This is a genomic window from Alteromonas sp. KUL49 (assembly GCF_006538345.1).
Taxonomy (GTDB): Bacteria; Pseudomonadota; Gammaproteobacteria; order Enterobacterales; family Alteromonadaceae; genus Alteromonas.
Genome location: NZ_BJKL01000002.1, coordinates 463,879 through 486,580 on the forward strand (window position 1 = coordinate 463,879; position 22,702 = coordinate 486,580).

Sequence of the window (22,702 nt, forward strand, 5' to 3'; positions counted from 1 at the left end):
GCGCTTAAGAGCAATGCTAGTCAGATACGAAAACACCCTGTAGGACGTGCTAGAGAGGGAGTGGTGGACTTTTTATAGCCATCTGAGGCATGGATGCCGAAGCTGAGCCCCATGGATGGAACTGGCGTGCTATAAAAAGTCCACCGCTCCCTCTACAAGGGCTTGTACCACCGGCCACGCTTAACGGGTTAGCATTTCTTGCTTTATTTTTCTCGCAGCTTTTGGATGATGACTTCGTTAGCTTTAGGGAAGGTATATTCATTTAGAGCCGCTATGGGAGCCCAAGTTCCTTCTTGGCCTTCTTTGCCGAAGGGTTCGCCATCGAAATCAGTCACGGTATGAACGTCTAGCTTGACTGACTTGTCACTGTAATCGTGTTCGATGAGTATCAAAGGTTCGCTATCGGATACATCAATACCCACCTCTTCAGCCAGTTCCCGTGCTAGCGCTTGGGTAACTGTTTCTCCAGGCTCTACCTTACCGCCTGGAAACTCCCACTTACCACCTTGATGCGCATTTTGTGCGCGGCGCGTGATGTAGACATTACCCTTTTTAAGAATAACGCCTACTGCAACATGAACCACTGACACTAGTTTAGCTTACCGCAGCATTGCTTGTACTTTTTGCCAGAACCACACGGGCAAGGGTCATTACGCCCAACTTTAGGACCTTCTCTTACAGCAGTACTTGGTTTTTTAGCATCTTCAGGTACCGCTGAAGCACTCTCGTGTTGGAAGTTCTTAGGACCATTGTCAGCTTGACGACGTTGTTGTTCAACCTTTTCAACATCTTCTTCTGCTTTTACTTTTACTCGGGCAAGAATAGTTATAACTTCAACTTTCAGCGCTTCTAACATGCCTGAGAACAGCTCAAACGACTCGCGCTTATACTCTTGTTTAGGATTTTTCTGCGCGTAGCCACGTAAGTGAATACCTTGACGCAAATGGTCCATTGCCGCCAAGTGCTCTTTCCAGTGACTGTCTAAGTTTTGCAACATTACTGCTTTTTCAAACTGACGAAGTACCGGTGCACCAACCACAGCTTCTTTTTCAGCATAAGCCGCACTGATGTCACCTAAGATACGCTCACGTAGCTTCTCTTCATACAGTTTGTCGTCGTTATCCAACCATTCTTGTAATGGTAGGTTTACCGAGAAATCTGCTTTGAGGCGCTCTTCTAGCCCTTTTACATCCCACATTTCCTCAAGGGATTGTGGCGGGATGTATTCATCAATTACACCAGTGACTACGTCTTCACGGATGACAGCGATAGTTTCGCTAATATCGCCTTCATCGAGCAATTCATTGCGTTGCTCGTAAATCACTTTACGTTGATCATTCGCAACATCGTCATACTCTAGAAGTTGCTTACGAATATCAAAGTTACGGCCCTCTACTTTACGCTGGGCGTTTTCGATAGCGCGAGTTACCCAAGGGTGTTCGATGGCCTCACCACGCTCCATGCCCAGACGCTTCATCATGTTGCCCATTTTTTCAGAGGCAAAAATACGCATCAGTGCATCATCTAGTGATAGATAAAAGCGGCTTGAACCCGGGTCGCCCTGACGGCCAGAACGACCACGTAACTGGTTATCAATACGGCGAGATTCATGACGCTCTGTGCCGATAATATGTAGGCCACCAGCTTCGAGCACTGCATCGTGGCGAGCTTGCCACTCTTCTTTTATTTTGGCGAGTTGAGCTTCAGTAGGGTTATCAATTTTATCAATTTCTGCCTGCATGTTGCCGCCCAGTACGATATCCGTACCGCGGCCTGCCATGTTGGTAGCAATAGTTACAGCCCCTGCTTTACCCGCTTGAGCAACAATATCAGCTTCTTGCTCGTGGAATTTAGCATTAAGTACTTTGTGTGGGATCTTACTCTTCTTAAGTACACGAGAAAGTAACTCAGAATTCTCAATAGACACAGTACCTACCAAGGTCGGTTGACCTCGTTTTACGCAAGCTTTGATATCTTCAACAATAGCTTCGTACTTTTCCTCTGCAGTAAGGTAGATAAGATCAGGCTTATCTTTACGCTGCATTGGTTTATTGGTAGGAATAACCACAGTTTCCAAACCATAAATATGCTGAAATTCAAAGGCTTCAGTATCGGCAGTACCTGTCATACCCGACAGGGTATTGTACAAGCGGAAGTAATTCTGGAACGTAATCGAAGCAAGGGTTTGGTTTTCATTTTGAATACGAACACCTTCTTTCGCTTCGACAGCTTGGTGAAGGCCCTCAGACCAGCGACGTCCTTCCATAGTACGTCCAGTGTGTTCGTCAACGATAACTATCTGGCCGTCTTTAACGATGTAATCGACGTCTTTAGCAAACAATTTGTGTGCTTTTAACGCTGCATTAATATGATGCAATAACGAGATATTGCCTGCGGCAAACAAAGATTCGCCTTCTGGAAGCACTCCGGCTTCTTGAAGAATTTCTTCTACGTGAATCTGACCACGCTCGGTAAGGTGGATCTGTTTTGATTTGAGGTCGATAGTGAAATCGCCATCACCCTCTTTACCCTCTTCGTCTTCTTCCTCTTGTTGAACAAGTTTTGGAATGAGCGTGTTTATCTTACGGTACAGCTCTGAGCTGTCTTCCGCTTGACCTGAAATAATTAATGGCGTTCGAGCTTCGTCGATAAGGATCGAGTCAACTTCATCCACTACCGCGAAATTAAGTGGGCGCTGTACACGATCCTGAGGGCTAAAAGCCATGTTATCGCGAAGGTAGTCAAACCCAAATTCATTGTTGGTACCGTAGGTAACATCAGCTTGATAGGCATCACGCTTCTGTTCTGGTGCCATACCGGGAATGTTGCAACCTACTCTCATGCCTAGGAAATTGAATAACTGATTACTCCACTCGGCATCACGACGGGCAAGGTAATCGTTCACTGTTACCACATGAACACCTTTACCTGATAACGCGTGTAAATAGGTGGGAAGCGTTGCCGTTAAGGTTTTACCTTCACCTGTGCGCATCTCAGAAATTTTACCTTGGTGAAGTACTTGTCCACCCAGCATCTGTACGTCAAAGTGACGCATACCGTAAACACGTTTGCTAGCTTCTCGAACAGTAGCAAAAGCTTCATGCAGTATGGCGTCAAGGGTTTCACCCTTTTCAATACGCGCTTTAAACTCAGCAGTTTTTCCCTTTAACTCTTCGTCTGAAAGCTTTTCGAACTCGGCTTCCAATGCATTAATGGCATCTACATTTTTTTGTAATTTTTTTAGAAGACGGTCGTTTCGGCTACCGAATACTTTTGTCAGGATGCTTGCAAACATTAGCTTGTTATTTCCACTACTTGTCGAGATGCAACTCACATTGAGCGCAACTACGATTAACGTTATTCGCCACACCAAAGTGAGGCTATGCGATTTTAGAACGTAAGCGCGACGCTTACTACCTGGCTGCTACCTTAATTACCTTCCATAAACATAAGGTAGAGGATCGACTGGTTCACCATCTTTTATGACTTCGTAATGTACGTGAGCACCGGTTGAGCGCCCCGTGTTCCCCATCGTTGCAATCGGCTGTCCTTTGACAACCACATCACCAACAGACACAGACAATTCGTCATTGTGCCCATATCGAGTAACAAAACCATCACCATGGTCGATTTCCACTAGATGCCCGTAACCGTATCTATCACCTGCCCAAGTAACAATACCCGAAGCGGTAGCAATTACGTCATCACCGGCTTTACCAGCGAAATCTAACCCTTTATGCATAGCTGGCTTCCCAGTAAAGGGGTCAGCTCGCATACCATAATAAGACGACAACCATCCCGACGCTATCGGACGACCAGATAACTGACTCTGTTCGTGGATATGGTGACCTTTGACCAAACTTTCAAGCATAGAAAGTTGTTGAGACTTAACATCTAGGGATTGCTCAAGCAAAGCAATCTCGTTAAGTATTGGGTCTTGTTGTAGGTCATCGGGAATCGATCTTGGTACGAATGCGTCCAGGTCAGCCGCATCCATTCCTAATTCTTCTGCTATTTGCTTGCCTTGTTCGTCGAGTAAGGAAACTTTTGCCGACAATGATGCAATGTGCACAAGCAATGCATTAAGTTTGTCTGACGTATTGCGTTTTAAGTCACTCACGTCAGACTGTGTTTCTTCTAAGTCTGATTGCGCTAATCGTATTCGCGCAACATCTTCTGAAACAGACTCTGTAGAACGACTCGATACTAACATAAACAACGACGACAAGACGGTAACGCTGACCAGTGTACGTACACTGATACTGCGTCTGTAACGTTTTGCCCCGCCAGATAGTGTTATTGTTAGTTTCATACTACAGATACATTATTATTATTGCGTACAGTGTAACCCTGTTCGTTGCTCATCACAATTGGCAACATCGTGATAGTCATTCGACGAAAAGCAAGCCACTAAGTACTCGATTTAATTATATTTTTCTACTTTAAACAACAATAGCTACAAAAGCTACCCGTAAAAAAGCCGCCCAAAGGCGGCCTTTTAATTGAATTAATTTATACTAGAGCTGGTTGCAAGTATCGAATTGGCGCAGCTTCTTGAGAATCAAAGGTGACAAATTCCCAACAATCTGCCTGCGCTAACAACGCGTTTAGCAACTTGTTATTCAATCCATGTCCAGTTTTATAAGCACGGAGTTCGCCAATAATGCTGTGACCACCAAGATATAGGTCACCGATGGCATCAAGAATTTTATGCTTCAAAAATTCATCGTCATAACGCAAACCCTCAGGGTTCAATACTCGGAAGTCGTCCAATGCAACGGCATTTTCCATGCTTCCACCGAGAGCCAAATTATTCGCGTTCATGTACTCTAAATCTCGCATGAACCCAAAGGTTCGGGCACGACTTACTTCATCTACATAAGAGCATGAGTCGAAGTCCATCACCATGTGTTGACGTGTTTGACTGATAACCGGATGATCAAAGTCGATTTGGAAATCGACACGAAAACCGTCGTGGGGAACAAGTTCTGCCCACTTATCATCTTCTTCTACTCGTAAAGGCTTTTTGATGCGGATGAACTGCTTATGTGCGTTCAACTCTTCAATGCCTGCTGACTGAAGTAAAAATACGAACGGGCTTGCACTACCGTCCATGATAGGTAGCTCGTTGCTGTCAACTTCGACAATAATGTTGTCTATACCCAAACCCGCCAACGCTGAAGCAAGATGTTCCACCGTTTGAATAGTCACACCATCTTCGTTGTTTAAACACGTACACAACATAGTATTCCCTACCGCATCTGCGCGGGACGGAATATCAACATGAGGCTGAAGGTCAACACGCCTAAACACAATTCCAGTGTTAGCAGGCGCAGGTCGGAGAGTCATTGTGACCTTCTCACCTTTGTGGAGCCCTATTCCAGTTTCTTGAACTGGGCGCTGTATTGTACGTTGTCTAATCATATTACGAGCTTTTACCTATCTTAAAAAGCGGCCGCGAATTATAGTGAGTTAGTACTCACATGTCAAAATTAATCAAATTTTGACCACAAAACTAAACAAAACGTTTACTTTTCAACCACTATTCCACGAATTTGACCGTGGTGCAACTTACCTTTCACAAAGCTAAGTACGTATTTACGCGCAAAAAGTTCCCGGTCAGTTCAGTTTAATCAGCTTGCTTTCTCAAAAACGCCGGAATATCTAGGTATTCCAAATCGTTTCCAGGCTGAGCATCATCCTCTGGCTTAAGTGCCTGATTACCCTCTGTGCCGCCCACCGCAGGACGAGAGTCTGAAGAACCACCAACACCATATTCCTTTGGTGCTTGTTGTCCCAAACGACCGCCTTCAGAACTAACCAACGAGATATCTGGTTTGCGTTCAGCGCCAATACCTGTTGCAACAACCGTCACTCGGAGTTCGTCTGTCATTTCCATATCAATAACAGTACCAACAACTACGGTTGCGTTTTCAGAAGCAAATGCTTTAACCGCATTACCGACAGTTTCGAACTCGTCGATAGCAAAGTCAGGACCTGCAGTAATATTCACCAAGATACCGCGAGCACCTGATAGGTCGATGTCTTCTAACAATGGGCTGGCAATAGCAGATTCTGCTGCTTCTTCAGCGCGATCTGGACCGTTTGCAGCACCACTACCCATCATAGCTTTGCCCATTTCAGACATCACAGTCTTAACGTCGGCGAAGTCAACGTTGATTAGACCAGGGCGAGTAATCAATTCAGCAATACCTTGAACCGCGCCGCGAAGTACGTCATTTGCCGCACTGAATGCTTGAAGAAGCGGTGTGCCCGGCCCCATCACTTTAAGTAGTTTTTCATTGGGAATGGTGATCAATGAATCAACATTATTCGCTAATTCAGCCGTACCTTGGTCAGCAAATGATGTACGCTTTTTACCTTCAAAAGGGAAAGGCTTAGTAACAACTGCTACCGTCAGAATCCCCATTTCACGAGCAATCTTAGCCACTTCTGGCGCAGCACCTGTACCCGTGCCACCACCCATACCAGCGGTGATGAAAACCATATCAGCACCTTCAAGCGCTTGACGAATGGTCTCACTGTCTTCTTGAGCAGCTTCTCTACCTACATTAGGATCCGCGCCGGCACCTAGTCCTTTGGTTACACTTGAACCAATCTGCAAGGTCACATCGGCACTTGAGCTTCTCAATACCTGAGCGTCGGTGTTTACCGCGATAAATTCAACGCCCTCAATACTTTGCTTTACCATGTGCTCAACAGCGTTTCCACCACCGCCGCCGACACCGATAACTTTAATTACGGCTTCTTCGCCGTGATTATCCATTAACTCGAACATACTTACTCTCCGGTTGTACGTCTTTAACACTATGCGTAATCATGAATTTCCAATGTCGCACTCCCTGCACATTGTCATAACGTCGCCATAGCGCCCCTAAAAATTAAAATTCACCTTTAAACCAGCTTTGCAGTCGATGAAATAAGCTTTCACCTGAACGCTGCTTACTGGATTTCTTATTATCAGTTTGCGCTTTTCCATACTGCAGAAGACCAACCACAGTTGCAAAGCCAGCGTCATCAACATATTCCGACAAACCTTTCACATTAATCGGATTACCTACACGCACAGGCATTTGAAACAGTTCTTCTGCGAATTCCACCGCCCCTTCCATCTTGGCGGTTCCACCGGTCAATACCAAACCAGCGGCAATTTGTTCTTCCAATCCACTGGCTTTTATTTCGTCATGTACCAGCTCGAACAATTCTTGATATCGAGGTTCAATAACCTCAGCCAAAGTATGTCTAGACATCACTCTAGCTGGACGGCCGCCCACGCTGGGCACCTCAATACTATCTTCCATACTCACCATATCTTTTAATGCACAGGCATAGTTAACCTTAATTTCCTCTGCATTGCTGATAGGCGTTCTAAAAATTTTAGCAATATCGCTGGTAATTTGATTACCCGCAACTGGAATGACTGCCGTATGGCGAATAGCACCATCGGTATAGATTACCATGTCCATGGTACCACCACCGATATCCACAACACATACGCCCAGCTCTCTTTCATCATCGGTAAGTACAGCATAGCTCGATGCTAATGCTGAGAAAATGAGCTGATCAGCATTTAACTCACAGCGCTCAACGCATTTTACGAGGTTTTTAGCCATGTCATCAGCACAGGTGATAATGTGTGCGTCGGCTTCCATACGTACACCAGACATTCCTATTGGATTCTTGATGCCTTCTTGTACATCAATGGTAAATTCCTGTGGTAACACGTGCAATAAACGTCGCTCAGCAGCAATAGGTACACTTCTAGCCGCATGGATGACATTATCTACGTCTTCTTGTGTCACTTCTTGGTTGTTAATAGGCACCATACCGTTCTCGTTTTGACACTTAACGTGACGGCCTGAAATCGCCATAAACACCGAGGACACACGGCAATCAGCCATTAACTCCATCTCGTTAACCGCTCTTTGTACCGACTTCACCACTAGGTTTAGGTCGTTTACACCGCCTTTGTCCATACCTTTTGCTGCATGGGTTCCCACGCCAACAATACTGATCTGATCATCGTCTAGTAATTCACCTACCACGGCTTTCACCTGGCTGGTGCCTATATCTAGCCCTACAATCAAATCGCGTTCAGACGGTTTTGACATGGTTTTATTAACTCTCTTCATCTGTCGTGCTGCCGGATGCATCTCGCCATCCCACAGCTACACCTGTATCGTATCGAAGGTCGACGTAGCTCACCGCCTTCTCCTGTTGCATCAGTAGCGGATAGATATCAATAAACCGTTGTAATCTATCAATAAATGCCTGACGCCCTAAATTTAGTTTTATGCCCGATTCAAGTTGCAATTGCCACGCAAAACGCTCACTCAATGACAACTCTGCAATCTGCATATCCATGGTAGATAACAACGCATGCATAGTGTTGTATCCCTCAAGGGCAGTTTTCTCGCTTCCCCCTGGTCCAAACAAATCTGGAAGCGAAATCGTCACTCCCTCAGGACTGAATGTATCTCCGTAGGGGTTGAGTATTAAATCTCCGTTCCAACGGGCTACGGGCGTTTGTTCTACCACGTAAATATTCAGTTTATTCGGCCACTGCTTCCGCACCGAAGCGCGATATATCCATGGCTGAGCTTCCAAAAGCTCATATACCTCGTTTACATCCAGAGCAAAAAAACTACCTGGCTGCGAACGCCGTATTAGACCTTCCAGTCTACCAATATCAACGTACTGGTAGCTCCCTGAAAAATCAATAACTTGCACCGGCATTTGCTGTTCATCTTGCAAATAAGTGTGCGCTTTTATTCCGGCATACACTATGAATGACAACACTAATAGCAAAAATACAATGCCGCCCCAGAGCGTACTTTTATTTTTTGTATCTTTTGCCATAGCTTGCCCTCTCACGCTAACTACGCGCGATTTCTTCCTCAAAACTCGTGTGCAAAATTGCTAACACCAAGTCATCAAAGCCGATTCCCGCTACTTGAGCGGCTTTGGGTACTAAGCTTTTCTCGGTCATTCCCGGAACAGTGTTCGCTTCCAGCAAAAAGAACTGACCTGTTTTGTCCTGCATAACATCTATTCGCCCCCAACCTGATCCAGAAATAGCAGAAAAAGCCAAGCTTGCTAGCTCAGCGAGTTTCGTTTCCTGATCATCAGCCAAACCACTGGGACAAAAATATTCCGTGGTATTGTCCTGATACTTAGCGGCATAATCGTAGAATGTGTGTGGTGTAGACATGCGGATAGACGGTAACGCCTGCTCTTGTAGCACGGCTACAGTAAATTCAGGCCCATCTATGAACTGCTCCAACAAGACTTGATTATCGTAATTAAAGGCGTCTTGAATCGCGTTTTCGAGTTGTTTAGCGCTTGTCACTCTCGCCATGCCAATACTCGACCCTTCTCGCGCCGGTTTTACCATGACCTCATTCCCCAATTCACTCATTATAGCGCTGCATGATCCAGCTTCAAAGTGCCTTTTGTCTGCTATTTTGTATTTTGCAGTGGGTAAACCAAGACTTTGCCACACTTGCTTGGTATGAATCTTGTCCATAGCAAGTGCAGAGCCCAATACGCTGCTCCCAGTATAAGGAATACCAAGTAACTGAAGTGCTCCCTGCATACTGCCATCTTCACCACCTCGACCGTGTAACATTATGATGACTCGGTCGACTTTCTCTTCGAGTAAATCGGTAAGTGGGCGTTCTGCAGGATCGAAACCAATAGCGTTCAGGCCTTTTCGCAAAAGCGCTTGCAGCACAGCGTTTCCTGAATTCAGAGAAACCTCTCGCTCTGCAGAGTCTCCTCCTAGGAGCACAGCCACTTTTCCTACGCCGTCACTCGGAAACTTAATCAAGTCCATATTACTCATGCACCAAGCTCCTCTTTGAGCCTATCCGGGTTGAGTTCGCATTCTGCTAAGGTCTTAGCGATTTTCCCGATGTTTCCAGCGCCTTGCGTCATGAGTACATCACCAGAAGCGAGTACGTTTGACAAAATACTTGGTAGTGATGAGGGCTCTCCCACATAGACAGGCTCTATTTCACCGCGCTGGCGTATTGAGCGGCAAAGGGATTTGCTATCAGCGCCGTCAATGGGTGACTCGCTAGCCGCATAAACATCAAGGAGTAGAAGCACATCCACTTGTGAGAGTACTTCAACAAAATCCTCATAGAGATCACGCGTGCGTGTGTAGCGATGAGGCTGGTAGACCATCACCAAACGTTTATCAGGCCAATTCGCTCTGGCAGCAGCCACCGTTGCAGCAACCTCCGTTGGATGGTGACCGTAGTCGTCTACCAGACAAACCTCTCCGGTTGGTGCAGCAAAATTACCCAATACCTCAAATCGGCGACCAATCCCGCCAAACCCTGCAAGTGCTTTAACAATAGCATCGTCTTCGATACCCTCGTCAGTCGCAACGCAAATTGCAGCCAACGCGTTCAACACATTGTGTTGGCCAGTTAGATTTAAAGTGACGTCCAGCGGTGCTTTATTTGGACGAATAACGGTAAAATCCGCACGTCCAAACGACAACTTGATATTTTCTGCACGCACATCATTATGGGTTTCAACGCCATAGGTTAAGATGTTACGACCGATTCGAGGGCGTAGAGCCTGAATGTTCTTATCATCACCACACACAATTGCTTGACCGTAAAACGGTAAGTTGTGAAGAAACTCTACGTAGGTGTCAGTCATTTTCGAAAAATCGCCGCCGTAGGTATCCATATGGTCGGCCTCGATATTGGTTACTACTGAAACCATAGGTTGCAGATGTAGAAATGATGCATCACTCTCATCGGCTTCAGCAATTAAATAACGACTTGTGCCCAATCTCGCGTTAGTTCCAGCACTGTTCAATAGACCGCCAATCACGAACGTTGGATCATACTCAGCTTGCGCAAATATCGTCGCTATTAAACTGGTAGTAGTGGTTTTGCCATGTGTACCGGCCACCGCGATACCGTGACGAAAACGCATCAGTTCTGACAGCATCTCAGCTCGACGAATAATGGGAATACGCTGTGCTCGTGCTGCAATAATCTCTGGGTTAGACTCATTGATGGCACTAGATACGACGATAACGTCCATACCATCGACATTACTTTCTCTGTGCCCAATCTCAACGTTAGCGCCTAACCCGCGCAGTCGACGAGTCATCGCACCATCTTGAATATCAGATCCGGAAATAGCGTAGCCTTCGTTTAGCAATACTTCGGCTATACCACCCATACCCGCACCACCGATGCCGATAAAAAAGATGTTGTTTACTTTCCGCATTTGCGGACTTTCAAATGGGGTTTTAAAAACCATTACGCCCCTACTCCTGCCACTGATACACAATGGCTTACTACTTTTTCTGTCGCATAAGAACTACTCGCCTGTCTGGCTTTTGCTCCCATCGAAATACATTTTTCTGGATTATTGATGAATCCACACAGTTCCTCGCGTAGTCTTAGCGCTAACTCTTGCTGAGGAATAAGTGTGGCTGCTCCGCGAGACACTAACGACATAGCGTTTTTAGTTTGGTGGTCGTCAACAGCATGAGGTAGAGGCACAAAAATAGCTGCTCTTCCAGCGGCCGCAACTTCAGACACGGTAAGTGCTCCAGCGCGGCAAACAATAAGGTCAGCCCACTCGTACGCTTTTGCCATATCGTCAATAAACTCATCTACCTCAACCGCATATTTTGCGTCAGCATATCTGCGTGTAACGTCGTCTTGATTGCCTTTGCCACATTGATGACGAATAGCTATTCCATTCAGGTCGGCGCATACATTGGGTAAGGTTTCGTTAAGTACCTTTGCGCCCAAGCTACCACCAATAACCAATAGATTGAGCGCTGACGATGGCAATACTCGAGTATTAATTTGAGCTATCTCGTTGCGAACCGGATTTCCAACCGTCTCGACCACTTTGGTGATCCCTTCGAACTGAGACTTCGCATCGACAAAGCCCAGTAACACTTTATTAGCTATTCGCGCCAAAAGTCGATTAGTCATTCCAGCGGCAGCATTTTGTTCGTGGATCACCACTGGAATGCCAAGGGACTTTGCAGCGACCCCACCAGGTCCACTGGCATAACCACCAAAACCAATGACAATATTAGGTGCTAATTGCTTAATAATTTTTCGCGCTGAGAACAAACTAGTCACTAACGCTCGAAGGCCACTCAACTTAGCTTTTATCCCCTTACCTCGAATACCTTTCACAGGAATAAAATGAATGGGAATGCCGTGCTTGGGAACTAAGTCCGCTTCCATTCGCTCTGCGGTACCAAGCCAATGTACTTCCCAGCCCTCCGCTTTCATTGCGTTTGCCACGGCAAGCCCCGGAAATACATGTCCGCCAGTACCACCAGCCATTATCAAGCAGCGTTTACTCATGGGTGGCCTCCCGTTCAACATGAGCAAGAATCGCTTTTATCCCTGATTTCCCCTCATCTCTTTCGGTGTCGGAAGTGGGCCTACTATAGCCATTATTCGCTGTTTTGGATTGCCCTTTCTCTGTGAGCGCTTTCCTCGTTTTAGGCTTGTCTCCCTTGTCTAGGGCTTGAACCCCTTCAACTCGCAACTCAAAATCAATTCGCAATAAAATAGCCACGGCCACAGACATCACAATCAATGACGACCCACCATAACTCACTAAAGGTAACGTCAATCCTTTCGTTGGTAATATGCCTGCACTAGCGCCCACATTCACTACCGTTTGGAAACTAAACCAAATACCTATGCTATAGGCTAGATACGCGTCAAAAGGTCGCTCTCTTAATAGCGCTTTGTTTCCTATTTGTAGCGCTTTGATCACCATACTTAATATTAAAACTAGTATGCACATCACACCCACAAACCCGAACTCTTCAGCAAGCACGGCCATAATAAAATCAGTATGGGCTTCGGGTAGAAACTCGAGCTTTTGAAGGCTATTTCCTAGCCCCTGACCAAACCACTCTCCGCGACCGTATGCCATTAATGATTGTGTAAGCTGATAACCGGCTCCGTAGGGATCTTCCCACGGGTCTAAAAAAGACACTACGCGTTTCATGCGATATTCTTCGAAAACAATAAGCGCAACGACAGCGAGGAGACCTGCAAAAACAAGTGCAAAGAACTGCCACAATCTCGCTCCAGCCAGAAAAAGTAACCCAATGGTTGTAGCGAACATCACTACCACAGTACCCAAGTCGGGCTGTCGTAATAGCAAAACCGCAAGTACAAAGAACACTATCAAGGGTTTAATGAATCCTTTCAGGTTCTCTGTCACCTCTTCATAGCGTCTCACCATATAACCTGCAAGGTAGGCGAAGAAAAACAACTTTGCTGGTTCAGCCGCTTGAATAGTGATAGGCCCAAGCGCCAACCAACGAGTGCTTCCGTTAACCGTTCTTCCCACAACAAGCACTGCCGCTAGTAAACCAATGGCTGCGAGTAATAGATATGGATTGGTCATGCGCCAGAATTGCATAGGTAGCTGCAACACCACCATAGACGCAATAAGTGCCAAAATAATGTAAATAGTGTGTCTGATAGCGAAGTGAAAAGGGTTGCCATGAATTCTATCCGCAATAGGAATAGATGCAGACATAACAATAATCAGACCAATACTTAACAGAGATAGTGCGAGTAAAATTAGCCCGAGATCAAACGGGCGTTGAACACGCACATCATCGTGTTGCGCAGCAAAAATTGCACTGAGTGAAGGCGCGGCACTGATCATAGATGTTGTCCCTCCATCACTGCGGCCTTAAAAACTTCAGCTCGTTCGATATAATTATTGAACATATCAATACTTGCACACGCAGGCGAAAGCATAACAACGTCGTTGTGATGCGCTGTGTTTTTAGCAGCAATCACTGCATCTCTCATCGATTTACAATATTGCGTTTTGGGAAATATATGTACGATCTTGTCCGCATCTTTACCGAGAGCAAATACTGACGCTACGTGTTCTTCTAACACCGGCCTTAGTGGTGACAAATCGGCACCTTTTGCATCACCACCAGCAATGAGATGAAGCTTTCCACTCAGCCGTGGTGCAATACCTTGAATGGCTGCTATTGTTGCCCCAACATTGGTCGCTTTCGAGTCATCAATCCAGCGAATTCCATTAAAGTTGCCTAACTCCACACATCGATGTGGCGCAGATTCAAACGTTTTAACGGAGTTAACTGCTTCATTCAGGTCTACACCTAGAGTTTCACATAGGCCTAAAGCCGCCATAACGTTAAGCACATTGTGCTCACCGGCTAAAGGTATCTCAGAAAAACTAATCAACGGCTGACCTTGATAGGTAATGTTGTCATCAATCACTCCAAAACCTTCATTGGATGCGGATAAACCGTAATTGATAACTTCACCGACCGGATACTCAGGGACACTGTACTCATGATCTCGCCAAACAACAGCACTTGCGCAATGGGCAAATATGCGTTGTTTGGCATTACCGTATCCTTCGAGAGAGCCGTGTCGATCGAGGTGATCTTCAGACAAGTTAAGCAGCGTGGCTCCTTGGAGTACCAACGAACTTGTCATTTCTAATTGAAAGCTCGATAGTTCAAGCACAATAACGTCTAACTCTGCATCAAGAGTTTCAAGGACTGGTTTACCCACGTTACCTGCTGCGACAGTTCTTTTTCCCAAAGACTTAAGAATATGCGTTGTTAACAGCGTAACGGTGGTTTTACCGTTAGAACCGGTGATACCAATACATGGTGTTTTAGTTAATCGGGCAAATAGTTCAACGTCACCGATGATTTCCAATCCGCAGCGCTTAGCCTCTTGTACTGCCGGTTCATTAGGGGACACCCCCGGACTGAGCACCAAAGTATCTACATTCTCAAAAAAAGACGCCTTTGGTAAGCCGAGCAATACCTCAACTGCATCTAACGTAGTGTGTTCGCCAAGCGCTAAATGTTCTCGCGTGTCGAACGCTTTTACGTAGGCGTCTTTTTCAAGTAAAAATCGCACGCACGCCTGACCCGTTAGGCCAAGCCCGCAAACTACATAGCGATGTTCACTCAATGTATAAGTCATTAACGAAGCTTCAACGTTGCAAGTCCGACAAGGACAAGAATGATAGAAATAATCCAGAACCTCACAATAACTCGAGGTTCAGGCCAGCCCTTGAGTTCATAGTGATGATGAATCGGCGCCATTCTGAATATGCGCTGCCCTCTTAACTTGTATGACCCCACTTGTAAGATTACCGAAACGGTCTCCATCACGAAGACACCGCCCATAATAATTAAGACAATCTCCTGGCGCACCAACACTGCTAGTACTCCAAGCGTGGCACCAAGAGACAATGAGCCTACATCGCCCATAAAAACTTGTGCTGGATAGGTGTTGAACCATAGGAAACCCAAACCAGCCCCGACAATGGCGGTACACACAATAACGAGTTCACTGGTAAGCGGAATATGTGGAATATTCAAATAAGAGGCGAAATTAGCGTTACCCGTAACATAAGCGAAGATGGCAAAAGCGCCTGCGACGAGAATGGTAGGAACAATGGCTAAGCCGTCAAGTCCGTCAGTAAGGTTAACCGCATTGCTCGTCCCCACAATGGCGAAATAAGTCACGACCACAAAGAACAAACCCAACTGTGGCATAACTTCTTTGAAAAAAGGTACTAACAGCGAAGTTTCTGCACTCAAATTAGCGCTTGAGTAGAGATAAAAAGCGACACCTATGGCCACCACTGATTGCCAAAAGTATTTCCAACGAGCAATCAATCCCTTGGCATCTTTGCGAATCACCTTTCGGTAGTCATCAACAAAACCGATAATACCGTAACTTACGACCACCGCGAGTGTGACAAGGACATAGCGGTTTGTTAAATCTGCCCATAAAAGCACACTTACAACAATTGCCGCGAGTATGAGTAGCCCACCCATAGTGGGTGTGCCTGATTTAGATAAATGGCTTTCAGGGCCATCATCTCTTACGGTTTGGCCTATCTGCATGGTCTGCAAAAAGCGAATCATTTTGGGACCAATCAAAATCGCTATCAGCAACGCGGTCAGCGTACTGAGAATTGCTCTGAGTGTGAGATAAGAGAAAACATTAAACCCAGCATCGATCTGAGTCAGCCAGTCGGCTAGCCAAATTAACATGCTATGCGCTCCCGACGGCGATCAAGCTTTCCCAGCGGTGAGGCCTCGATTGCCTCTACCACCTGTTCCATTTTGGAACTGCGTGAACCCTTAACTAAAATTGAAAGATCTCGTTGCTCGTGAAGCAAACACGCTTCCATCGCTTCAATCAGACTATCTACATCACTAAAATGTCCGTTTTGCATACCAAATGCTTCACTGGCCGCCTGACTTAGCACACCTTTGGTAAACAAGTAGTCAATTCCCTTTTCCTTTGCATACTCACCCACTTGCTCATGATAAAAACGAGACTTATCACCAAGTTCTTTCATATCACCAAGTACGAGTACTCGAGTGCCAGAGAAACTGCTCAATGTATCGATTGCAGCATTAACAGACGCAACGTTGGCATTATATGTGTCATCAAGCAAACGCACTTGGTCAGTGAGCGCTTTTACATTCAGACGGCCTTTTACCTGTTGCATAGACAACAAACCATCGCGAACGTTTTCTAATGTAGCGCCCAACTGAATAGTTAGCGCTGCAGCAAGGAGAGCATTGCCCACATTATGAGAACCGGGAATGGTTAGCTGAATATTAACTTCGCCTTGTGGCGTAAACATTTGGAAAGCGGCACAACCGTCTAGACCAACAATAATGTCTTGAGCGTAGAACTCGGCTTCGTTCTTTTGATCAGGGGCGAAGCGCAGTACTTTAGTACGCTTTAACTTTCCAAGCCAAAACTCAGCAAACTGACTATCAGCATTAACAATGGCTACGCCATCATCACCAAGCCCCTTGAATATTTCACTTTTTGCGCGAGCAACACCGAGTAAGCTACCAAAACCTTCGAGATGAGACGCCGCTGCATTAACAATAGTTGCCACATCGGGCTTAACGAGGTTAGTAGTATAAGCAATCTCTCCGAGGTGATTAGCACCAAGTTCCATCACTGCATACTCGTGATGTTTCTCTAACCTAAGCAAGGTCAGTGGTACACCGATATCATTGTTAAAATTGCCATTTGTTGCCAATACACTGCCTCGGCGAGAGAGGATGGCAGCACACATTTCTTTTACAGTGGTTTTTCCACTACTCCCCGTAATCGCTAGCGTTTTAGGAGCTACTAGCGCTTTTACCGCAGCGCCCAATTTGCCCAATGCAATTTTGGTGTCTTCTACTTTAATTGCTGGTAGCGAGGATTCGGTCTCTTCACTGATAATAATGGCACTTGCGCCCGCTTTTTCAGCATTCGCGACGAAGTCGTGCCCATTAAAGTTTGTGCCTTTTAACGCGAGATATACTGCACCTTTAGTTATTGTTCGTGTGTCGGTACTTACTGCGTCAATCGTAAGGTCTTCTCCGACAAGTTCGCCTTCAACTTGACTGGCTATCCACGACAGCGTTGTTGTTATCATATGCTGTACTCCTCTTGTAGCGCGGCTACAAGCTTACGTTCGTTATAATTTGTTCGTTGTTCACCAATAATTTGGTAGTCTTCGTGACCTTTACCGGCCACTACTATCAAGTCGTTCTTATCAGCATTATTGAGGCAATAGCGAATCGCTTGCTCCCTATCAGGCTCAAAAAAAGCGCTTTCTGGATGTGTTAACCCAGTCTTAATGTGCTGTGCTATAACGTCTGGTGCTTCACTACGACTGTTGTCATTAGTGATAACAATATGATCTGCGCCACGCTCAGCCGCTTCTCCCATCAAAGGTCGTTTGCCCTGATCTCTATCACCGCCACAACCAAAAATGCACCATACGTTGCCATTCGTGTGCTTGCGTACACTTTTCAGCAAAGCGATGAGTGCATCTGGCGTATGTGCATAATCTACAAGCACATTGGCTTTGTTCTGCATAGCAAATATTTCCATACGCCCAGCCACTGGTGAAATTGAAGGAAGCACGCTAGCGATATCTTCAATTCGTTCATTCTGTGCCAGTAACACAGCTACCGCACTAAGCACATTGCGAATACTGAACTCTCCCATTAATGGAAGTGATATTAAAAATTGCCCCCAAGACGTGACCAGATCAAACTCACATCCAGATGGATGATAGGTAACATTTGTGGCGAAACAATGGCGATCTTGAGTTCCTTTATGTTGCTCGTGAAATGATGAGTCTATATTCATCCCCGTCCAAACGCGTGTAAGAGAAGATGGGGTATGTTTATCCCAATTAAGGCTTTCACTATCGTTTGCGTTTAGCACTACTGCCTTCAATCCCGGCTGAAGTAATAGCTTTCGCTTAGCTTCGCCGTAGGCTTCCATTGTTCCGTGATAATCTAAATGGTCTCGCGTCAAGTTTGTGAACACTGCAACATCAGTTTTAACCTGAGAGAGTCGTCCTTGTACTAACGCATGAGAGCTAGCCTCAAATGCCACATGAGTGACTTGACTCTGGGCAAATTCGGCAAGGGTATATTGCATACTTATCGCATCAGGCGTGGTGTTGAGGGCATCACCAGTCCACTGAATTTTTTTACCATCGTAGATACCGGTTCCCAGCGTTCCAATACTTCCACACCGTGAGCCCAAGAGTGCTTTGAGCTGAGTAACCATCTGCACTGTCGAGGTTTTACCATTAGTACCTGTTACTGCAACTGTGGTCATTTTTGACGCTGGATAATCATAAAAAGCGGCGGCTAATGATGAAAGCATGGCTGGAAGGTCGTACATGTGTACAATCACGGTATTGCCACGCATCTCAATTTTCCCATGAGATGCGAAGTCCTCAGTATGAGAAAACACTGCTCTCGCACCTAAACTTATAGCCTGAGGAATAAAATCTCTGCCGTCTCTTTCATGACCTTTAATCGCCACAAAAATAAGTTTGGTGTTTACTTGCCTACTATCTAAGGTCAGTCCTTGTACCCGAATATCAGGGGCTGCTATGTCAAATTTAACGAGTAGAGATCTGACACTTTGTACAAATGCACTAACTACCACTGCCGTCTCCTCGTTGTAAGGCACTTGACGTCACTTGCTTGTCGTCCGGCGCAATATTCAACATGTGTAGTGCTCCGCCCATAATTGAGGAAAATACTGGCGCCGCAGTATCTCCCGCATGGTACAAATCACCACCAGGTTCATTAATAAGTACAACAGTAACTAACTTAGGATTTGATACGGGTGCAATACCTGCGAATATATTGACGTATTCCTCGCCATAACCACCAGCAACAGCCTTTCGGCTTGTGCCGGTTTTTCCGGCAACTCGATATCCAGGCACAGCTGCTTGCCTAGCCGTGCCTCCTCGTTGTGTAACACTTTCCATCATGTGAACAAGCGCTTTTGCACTAGCCTCGCTCACGACCCGTTCTTCTTGCTCTTGCCAACCTGCCTGTTCGTCTGTTTGAATAATGTTGAGTGGGCGCTTTATACCGCCCGTAGCCAATGTGGTGTAAAGCCGCCCTAACTGCGCAGTTGTCACCGAAATACCGTAGCCAAATGACAATGTAGCCAACTCAAACTCTGACCAACGGTTGCGCTCGTAGAAAATACCACTGCTCTCGCCTGCCATATTTAGACCCGTGTCAGACATCAAACCCATGTTGTAATAGGTATCTAACAAAAACTCTTTTGGTACAGACAACGCAAGCTTTGAGGTTCCCATATTGCTCGAGTGCTGGATAATTTCTTCTAGCGTTAGCTCACCGTAATTACGCGAGTCTTTTACTAAACTCCCCCCTAAACGCATCCACCCGGGATAAGTATCGACGGTATCGTTGGGCTGAACGTCGCCAAACTCTAATGCAGAAAGTACGGCGAGTGGTTTGAGTGATGAACCGGGTTCAAAGGCATCAGTTATTACTCGATTACGCATTCGGTGCGGAGAAATATTAGCGCGGTTGTTAGGGTTGAAAGACGGCGCGTTAACCATGGCGAGCACGTCACCAGATTCAACGTCGATAACAATCGCCGACGCAGAACTGGCCTTGTAGTACATCATGGCTTCTTTGATCTCTTTGTACGCCAATGCTTGTATGCGCTGATCGATGGTTAGCGCTAGATTTCCCGCTTCCTCACCTGAAGTAGTTTCAAGGATTTCAACTTGACGGCCTTTAGCATCACGACGGAATTTGCGCGACCCCGGCGTTCCAGTAAGCCAGTCGTCATAGCGTCGTTCTAACCCTTCTACACCCTCGTCATCGACATTAGTCATGCCAAGTAGCTGTGCTGAAACTTCACCGGTGGGATAATAGCGTCGACTTTCTCGGCGTAAATAAATACCTGGAATAGCGAGCTTGCTTACGTATTCTGCCATGGCAGGCGACACTTGACGCTGTAAGTACACAAATCGTCGTTGGGGATTACTTACTCGTTCTTTTAACTCTTCTACGTCTCTTCCAAGCACATCAGCCAGAGCTTGCCAGCGACGTTGGTCTGCCAACGCTTTTTGCTCAGCTATAACCTTTGGATCAGCATAAATTGCTCTAACAGGTACACTGACCGCAAGCTCCACACCATTGCGATCGGTAATAATACCCCGATAAGTTGGCATATCTCGGGTACGAAGGGTTCGGTTGTCACCTTGTTGAATAAGTTCGTCTGGTTCGATTACTTGAATAAAAGCAGCCCGCGCCGCTAAGACGACAAAAACCATAACCACGACGATAAGCACAACGACAAAACGCCAATGCACCATGCTCGGTTTTACATTTTGTTTTGCGCCTTTTGTGAGTGTGCGCTTAGTCGCTAGTGCGGTCATTTTAACCTCACTATGACTTCATCATCAGCAGTGGGGCGATACATACCCAATTGCTGCTCTACTCGAGTTTCAATGCGGTTGTGCTCTGTGAGAGAGCGCTGTTCTAATACTAAGTTGCGCCACTCTACGTCTAAGTTATCCTTCTCCATCATCAGCAATTCAAGAGCGATAACTTGCTGTCGATTATGGTGCGTGCTCAACGTCACAGCCATAGCACTTAGCATTACCATTAAATACAACAAAACCCGCAGTTTGTTGCGGGTTAAATCTGAAACAATGATGAGCAATAAGCTGAAGTTAGTATTAGCCTTGTTTGGCTTACCTCTCGTCATAATTTCTCGGCCACCCTGAGTACTGAACTACGTGACCGCGTGTTCCTTTCAATCTCATCTGGCGAGGGTTTTATCGCCTTGCCCAGTGATTTTAATACTTTATCTGCATCTATCTCCGCTTGAGTAATTGGAAGGTTGTGCGGTACGGCCTTCCCTCTACTTTGCTCCTTAATGAAGCGCTTAACTAAACGATCTTCCAGTGAATGAAAAGAGATAACAGCAAGTCTGCCCGAAGGCTTTAGAACACTTGTTGCCGCTTTTAAACCAACACGTAGCTGGTCTAATTCAGCGTTAATGTATATGCGAATGCCCTGGAAGGCGCGAGTAGCAGGATGTTTAAACTTGTCTTTTACAGGTACCGCTTTGTCGATAATATCTGCAAGCTGTGCGGTGCGAGTAATAGGGGTTTCTTCACGAGTATTTACGATTGCATGAGCAATGCGTTTACCAAACTTTTCCTCACCAAACTCTTTGATGACCTGTGTAATGTCTTGCTCTTCTGCATGCGCTAGCCACTCTGCTGCACTTTCACCGCGAGTGGTATCCATACGCATATCTAACGGGCCGTCGCGCAAAAAGCTAAATCCGCGATCAGCATCATCTAGTTGAGGTGATGAGACGCCCAAGTCCATCAATACGCCATCAATCTCACCTGACAACCCCATAGCTTCGAGCTGCTCAGCCATGTCGCCAAAAGGGGAATGTACTATGGTAAAACGAGGATCGCTGGCGAAGCGTTTTGATGACTCAATAGCTTGAGGATCGCGATCGAAAGCAATAAGTCTTCCGTTTTCACCTAAATTTGCGAGGATTTCGCCAGAGTGTCCGCCTCTACCAAATGTAGCATCAACGTATATGCCATCAGGTTTGATTGCCAGTGCATCAATACACTCATGCAAGAGTACGGAAATATGTTTGAAAGTGCTTTCCTGACTCATAGCGAGAAATCCTGTAGGCGTTCAGTTAATTCAAATTCACCTTTGCGCTCAGTATCCATATCAAGCTCAATTTGATCGGCCCATTCCTGAGCGTCCCAAATTTCGAAACGGTTTAACTGACCAACTAACATGACTTCTTTTGATAAGTGGGCGTGAGCTCTAAGAGGCGTGGGTACGAGAATACGACCACTCTTGTCCATTTCCCCCTCAGTGGCATAACCCAAGAGCAATCGCTGCATGCGTCGCTCAGCAGGAATCGTACTAGAGAATTTGCTCAACTTGAGCTCGATCTCTTCCCATTCGGGAAGTGGGTAAAGCAGCAAACAACTCTGTGTTGTATCTATCGTGCAGACCAGTTGTCCGTCGCAATCATCCAGCAGTGATTGACGATACTTCGTTGGTATCGCTAACCTGCCTTTGGTGTCAAGATTGATTGCGTTAGCGCCGCGGAACATTCCCCTAGCCTTTTATATTTTGCTCTTAGTTTTCTTATTTTTTGAGTACTGATCTGCAAAACGATGATGGTTAGATCCACAATTCGCCACATTTACCCACTAATTGACAGTTTAGGTATCATTGATCCCCACTGTCAAGGAAAAATACGCACGCTAAGCCACGTATTTA

At 45.9% G+C, this 22,702-nt stretch carries 19 protein-coding genes; all 19 read right to left on the minus strand.

Going from position 1 to position 22,702, the window contains the following annotated elements:
* Positions 1 to 203 precede the first annotated feature (203 nt).
* Positions 204 to 590, minus strand: a complete 387-nt coding sequence (gene mutT, locus EYS00_RS05180) for an 8-oxo-dGTP diphosphatase MutT (protein ID WP_130635486.1) — start codon at positions 588 to 590, stop codon at positions 204 to 206.
* The gene (gene secA, locus EYS00_RS05185; protein WP_130635487.1) at positions 590 to 3,295 is read right to left on the minus strand and encodes a preprotein translocase subunit SecA; all 2,706 of its coding nucleotides are present in this window, start codon (positions 3,293 to 3,295) and stop codon (positions 590 to 592) included. Before secA ends, mutT begins: the two co-directional genes overlap by 1 nt.
* Positions 3,296 to 3,433: 138 nt before the next feature.
* Entirely contained in the window at positions 3,434 to 4,312 is an 879-nt protein-coding gene (locus EYS00_RS05190; protein ID WP_130635488.1) for a M23 family metallopeptidase, read from the minus strand.
* Between the two features lie 200 nt (positions 4,313 to 4,512).
* Positions 4,513 to 5,424, minus strand: a complete 912-nt coding sequence (gene lpxC / locus EYS00_RS05195; RefSeq protein WP_130635489.1) for a UDP-3-O-acyl-N-acetylglucosamine deacetylase — start codon at positions 5,422 to 5,424, stop codon at positions 4,513 to 4,515.
* Positions 5,425 to 5,629: 205 nt separating this feature from the next.
* Entirely contained in the window at positions 5,630 to 6,799 is a 1,170-nt protein-coding gene (gene ftsZ / locus EYS00_RS05200) for a cell division protein FtsZ (RefSeq protein WP_130635490.1), read from the minus strand.
* A gap of 103 nt (positions 6,800 to 6,902) precedes the next feature.
* A complete protein-coding gene (ftsA, locus tag EYS00_RS05205) occupies positions 6,903 to 8,132 on the minus strand; it encodes a cell division protein FtsA (RefSeq protein WP_130635491.1) in 1,230 nt (409 codons plus the stop codon).
* A 7-nt stretch (positions 8,133 to 8,139) separates the two neighbouring features.
* Complete coding sequence (locus EYS00_RS05210) at positions 8,140 to 8,880, minus strand: cell division protein FtsQ/DivIB (protein ID WP_130635492.1); 741 nt, start codon at positions 8,878 to 8,880, stop codon at positions 8,140 to 8,142.
* Between the two features lie 16 nt (positions 8,881 to 8,896).
* Positions 8,897 to 9,865 carry a D-alanine--D-alanine ligase gene (locus EYS00_RS05215; RefSeq protein WP_130635493.1) on the minus strand — a complete coding sequence of 323 codons (969 nt, stop codon included), beginning with the start codon at positions 9,863 to 9,865 and terminating at the stop codon, positions 8,897 to 8,899.
* Entirely contained in the window at positions 9,862 to 11,310 is a 1,449-nt protein-coding gene (murC, locus tag EYS00_RS05220; RefSeq protein WP_130635494.1) for a UDP-N-acetylmuramate--L-alanine ligase, read from the minus strand. The genes EYS00_RS05215 and murC overlap by 4 nt, the downstream gene beginning before the upstream one ends.
* Complete coding sequence (gene murG, locus EYS00_RS05225) at positions 11,310 to 12,383, minus strand: undecaprenyldiphospho-muramoylpentapeptide beta-N-acetylglucosaminyltransferase (RefSeq protein WP_130635495.1); 1,074 nt, start codon at positions 12,381 to 12,383, stop codon at positions 11,310 to 11,312. The genes murC and murG overlap by 1 nt, the downstream gene beginning before the upstream one ends.
* The gene (gene ftsW / locus EYS00_RS05230) at positions 12,376 to 13,713 is read right to left on the minus strand and encodes a cell division protein FtsW (RefSeq protein ID WP_130635496.1); all 1,338 of its coding nucleotides are present in this window, start codon (positions 13,711 to 13,713) and stop codon (positions 12,376 to 12,378) included. Before ftsW ends, murG begins: the two co-directional genes overlap by 8 nt.
* A complete protein-coding gene (gene murD / locus EYS00_RS05235; RefSeq protein ID WP_130635497.1) occupies positions 13,710 to 15,029 on the minus strand; it encodes a UDP-N-acetylmuramoyl-L-alanine--D-glutamate ligase in 1,320 nt (439 codons plus the stop codon). Before murD ends, ftsW begins: the two co-directional genes overlap by 4 nt.
* Positions 15,029 to 16,111 (minus strand): phospho-N-acetylmuramoyl-pentapeptide-transferase, encoded by a 1,083-nt coding sequence (gene mraY / locus EYS00_RS05240; RefSeq protein ID WP_130635498.1) that lies wholly within the window; start codon positions 16,109 to 16,111, stop codon positions 15,029 to 15,031. The genes murD and mraY overlap by 1 nt, the downstream gene beginning before the upstream one ends.
* Positions 16,105 to 17,508, minus strand: coding sequence for a UDP-N-acetylmuramoyl-tripeptide--D-alanyl-D-alanine ligase (gene murF / locus EYS00_RS05245; protein WP_130635499.1), 1,404 nt, complete (start codon positions 17,506 to 17,508; stop codon positions 16,105 to 16,107). Before murF ends, mraY begins: the two co-directional genes overlap by 7 nt.
* Positions 17,505 to 19,046 carry a UDP-N-acetylmuramoyl-L-alanyl-D-glutamate--2,6-diaminopimelate ligase gene (locus EYS00_RS05250; RefSeq protein ID WP_130635500.1) on the minus strand — a complete coding sequence of 514 codons (1,542 nt, stop codon included), beginning with the start codon at positions 19,044 to 19,046 and terminating at the stop codon, positions 17,505 to 17,507. Before EYS00_RS05250 ends, murF begins: the two co-directional genes overlap by 4 nt.
* A complete protein-coding gene (locus EYS00_RS05255; RefSeq protein WP_130635501.1) occupies positions 19,036 to 20,808 on the minus strand; it encodes a penicillin-binding transpeptidase domain-containing protein in 1,773 nt (590 codons plus the stop codon). The genes EYS00_RS05250 and EYS00_RS05255 overlap by 11 nt, the downstream gene beginning before the upstream one ends.
* A complete protein-coding gene (ftsL, locus tag EYS00_RS05260) occupies positions 20,805 to 21,140 on the minus strand; it encodes a cell division protein FtsL (protein ID WP_130635502.1) in 336 nt (111 codons plus the stop codon). The genes EYS00_RS05255 and ftsL overlap by 4 nt, the downstream gene beginning before the upstream one ends.
* Entirely contained in the window at positions 21,137 to 22,078 is a 942-nt protein-coding gene (gene rsmH / locus EYS00_RS05265; protein WP_130635503.1) for a 16S rRNA (cytosine(1402)-N(4))-methyltransferase RsmH, read from the minus strand. The genes ftsL and rsmH overlap by 4 nt, the downstream gene beginning before the upstream one ends.
* Positions 22,075 to 22,533, minus strand: a complete 459-nt coding sequence (mraZ, locus tag EYS00_RS05270; RefSeq protein WP_130635504.1) for a division/cell wall cluster transcriptional repressor MraZ — start codon at positions 22,531 to 22,533, stop codon at positions 22,075 to 22,077. Before mraZ ends, rsmH begins: the two co-directional genes overlap by 4 nt.
* Positions 22,534 to 22,702: the final 169 nt, after the last annotated feature.